Source organism: Nitratidesulfovibrio oxamicus (assembly GCF_015731765.1).
GTDB lineage: Bacteria > Desulfobacterota > Desulfovibrionia > Desulfovibrionales > Desulfovibrionaceae > Cupidesulfovibrio > Cupidesulfovibrio oxamicus.
Genome location: NZ_VRYY01000367.1, coordinates 1 through 2,594 on the forward strand (window position 1 = coordinate 1; position 2,594 = coordinate 2,594).

The following is a 2,594-nucleotide window of genomic DNA, read 5'->3' on the forward strand; positions in this document are numbered from 1 at the left end:
GCGGCGCGCCCCGAGCAGACTGCTCCCTCGCCCCGGCGCGCGCCCTTGCCGTACCGGGCGCATCCCTGCGGCACGCCCCCGCCCCATCTCGCGCCCCGGCAAATCCGCGCCGCATGCATCATGCGTGATAATCATTCAGCACCAGCCATGTTCACGGCACCCTGTCGCCAGACCCCACTCCCCGGCCACAGCCGGAGGTAACCATGGCCCTGCACCGCGTCCGGCCCCCTGCCAGGGCCCGTTCCTTCTGTGCCTGCCTGCGCCCGCTGGGCATCCTGCTGCTTGTGCTGGCGGCATGCGCCGCGCCGCTGTGCGCTGCCCATGCCGCCACATCCGCCCCGCAACTGCGCGAGATCACCGTCTACGTCTACCACCGCCCGCCGTTCTTCACGGCTACCCCGGACAGCCAGGGCGGACCGCTGGTGGAGATGACCCTGCTCGCGCTGGAGCGCGCGGGCCTGAAGCCCCGCCTTGTCACCAGCACCTTCACCGAAATCCTCGCCAGCTTCCGTGCGGATGCGCCCTTCGCCTGCACGCCCGGCGTCTACCGCACGCCGGAACGCGAAACCTTCGCCCGCTTCATCGGCCCCCTGTATGTTCCGCTGCCGCCGGTCATCGTCGTGCGTCGCGCCGATGCGGGGCTTGCCGCTTCCGCCCGGTCCCTCGATTCGCTGCTGGCGGGGGGACTGCGGGTGGTCTTGGGCGACGGCTACTGGTACGGCGACTGGCTGGCCCGGGCGCTGGAGCGCACCGGCACTTCGCCCACCCGCACCCGTGAAGAAAATGCACAAATGCTGCGGTCCATAGTGAACGGCGCCCACGACATCTCCTTCATGAGCCATGAAGAGGCGGGCCACCTGCTGCGCACCCACCCAGACCTTGGCGCGAGCCTGACCTTGCGCCCGGTACCGGGCAACCCGGACGGCGAATCGCGCTTCCTGATGCTGGCAAAAGGGGTGGATGCCGCCACGGCCGGACGTATTGATGCAGCACTGCGCGAACTGGCGGAAACGCCGCGCTACCGCGAACTGGTGCGTTCGCTGCGTCGCGAATGACGCACACGCCACCACCGGCAGCCTAACTGCCACCGCCTTTCCGGACCATCCGCCGGGGTTCTTCCTGCAGGGCAAGGCCGCCCCGGCCTACCCATGACGGACGCAAAAAAGAGACGCCCCGGCCTGCCGGAGCGTCCCTGTCATTACCATGGATTGGCCGTATTCCGGCCAGAAGCGGGGATGGCGGGCCTGCGCCCGTTTTCCCGCAAACGTTACTGCTTGGGGGCTTCCGCCGGCTTGGCCGGGGCTTCCGCTTCCATGCGCTTGAAGGTGATGTTCAGCTTGTTCAGTTCGGCCACGATGTTGCCGGTCACGTCGGCGCTGGGGCCGGCGGAGAGCACGTTGTCGTTGCCCACGATGACGGCAAGGCCGTTCTTTTCGCGGTAGGAATCCAGCACCTTCTGCAGGTTCTCGTTCAGGACGGAGATGACCTGCTGCTGCTCGGCGCCCATGCGCTTCTGGTAGTCGGCAAAGGCTTCCTGGAACTTGCGCTTGTTGTCGTCGCTCTGGTCCTTCTGCAGCGATTCCTGCATCTGGTTGAGCTGGTTCTGCATTTCCTCGTGCAGCGTTTCGAGGTGCTTCACCCCGGCCTTGCCCGCCTCGCTTTCCTGGTAGACGCGGGCGGTATTCACCACGGCGATGCCGCCGGACTTGGGCTGGTTGCACCCGGCAAGCGCCACCATGGCGGCAAGGGCCAGCAGTACGAGGGCATATCTCTTCATGAACGACTCCTGTGTTCGGAACGGTTGGCCCCGCGCGGGGGCGACCACGGACTGGAATGCCGTGCCCGCCGGGCATGGCAGTGCGCCCGATGGCGCAGCCAAACTCCCTTACTCCCTTTCGGTTTGCAACACAACGGCGCGAGAGGGAACGGGGCGGACAGGGCACATCAATGCACGGATGAAAAATTCTCCAGCGAGGCAAGCACCTTGTCCACGTACTTGCGCGATTCGTCGGCGGGCATGTGGCGTACCAGTTTGTCGTACACCTGCTGGGTGGTCATGGCGTTTAGCATGGCCACGGCCTTGTCGCGGTCGGCATCGAACACGCGCAGCAGGGCATTGGGACCGCCGTTGTAGGCGGCAATGACGCACAACTCGCGGGTTGCGGGATTGGCGATGTCGGAAAAATGCCGATTGGCCAGCAGGTGCAGGTATACCGTGCCGTAGCGGATGTTGGTGCCGGGATCGAACAGGGCGTCGCGCGGAGGCTGGCCGGGCGTGCCGTGCAGGTAGGCGTGCACTTCGCCCCCGGCGGTTTCCGGCACGATCTGCATCAGCCCCAGGGCCTGCGCCGGGCTGACCGCATTGGGGTTGAAGCCGCTTTCGGCATGCATGATGGCCAGTACAAGACGCGGGGAAAGGTTGTAACGTCGGGCATAGCGGTCCACCATGTCGCGGTACTGGCGGGCGCGCAGCAGCATCTGTTCGGGCGTCGCGGCCACAAGCACCTCGCGCGAGGCGCCGCCGTACACCGGCCTGCGCACGCCGGCCACCACCGAACGGCGGGTGGCGGCGCACTCCTTGGCCAGCAGGCGGG

3 protein-coding genes are annotated in these 2,594 nt (G+C 67.0%); 1 reads left to right on the plus strand and 2 read right to left on the minus strand.

Annotation, left to right across the window (positions count from 1 at the left end; translation table 11 throughout):
• The first annotated feature begins 203 nt into the window (after positions 1–203).
• Positions 204–1,055 (plus strand): substrate-binding periplasmic protein, encoded by an 852-nt coding sequence (locus FVW20_RS12280; protein ID WP_196609841.1) that lies wholly within the window; start codon positions 204–206, stop codon positions 1,053–1,055.
• A 212-nt stretch (positions 1,056–1,267) separates the two neighbouring features.
• On the opposite strand, the gene FVW20_RS12285 is transcribed toward FVW20_RS12280, so the two are convergent.
• Both FVW20_RS12285 and FVW20_RS12290 read right to left on the minus strand, forming a co-directional pair.
• Positions 1,268–1,777 carry an OmpH family outer membrane protein gene (locus FVW20_RS12285; RefSeq protein WP_196609842.1) on the minus strand — a complete coding sequence of 170 codons (510 nt, stop codon included), beginning with the start codon at positions 1,775–1,777 and terminating at the stop codon, positions 1,268–1,270.
• Positions 1,778–1,944: 167 nt separating this feature from the next.
• Positions 1,945–2,594: transglycosylase SLT domain-containing protein (locus FVW20_RS12290; protein ID WP_196609843.1), on the minus strand; the 650-nt coding region annotated here is incomplete at its 5' end.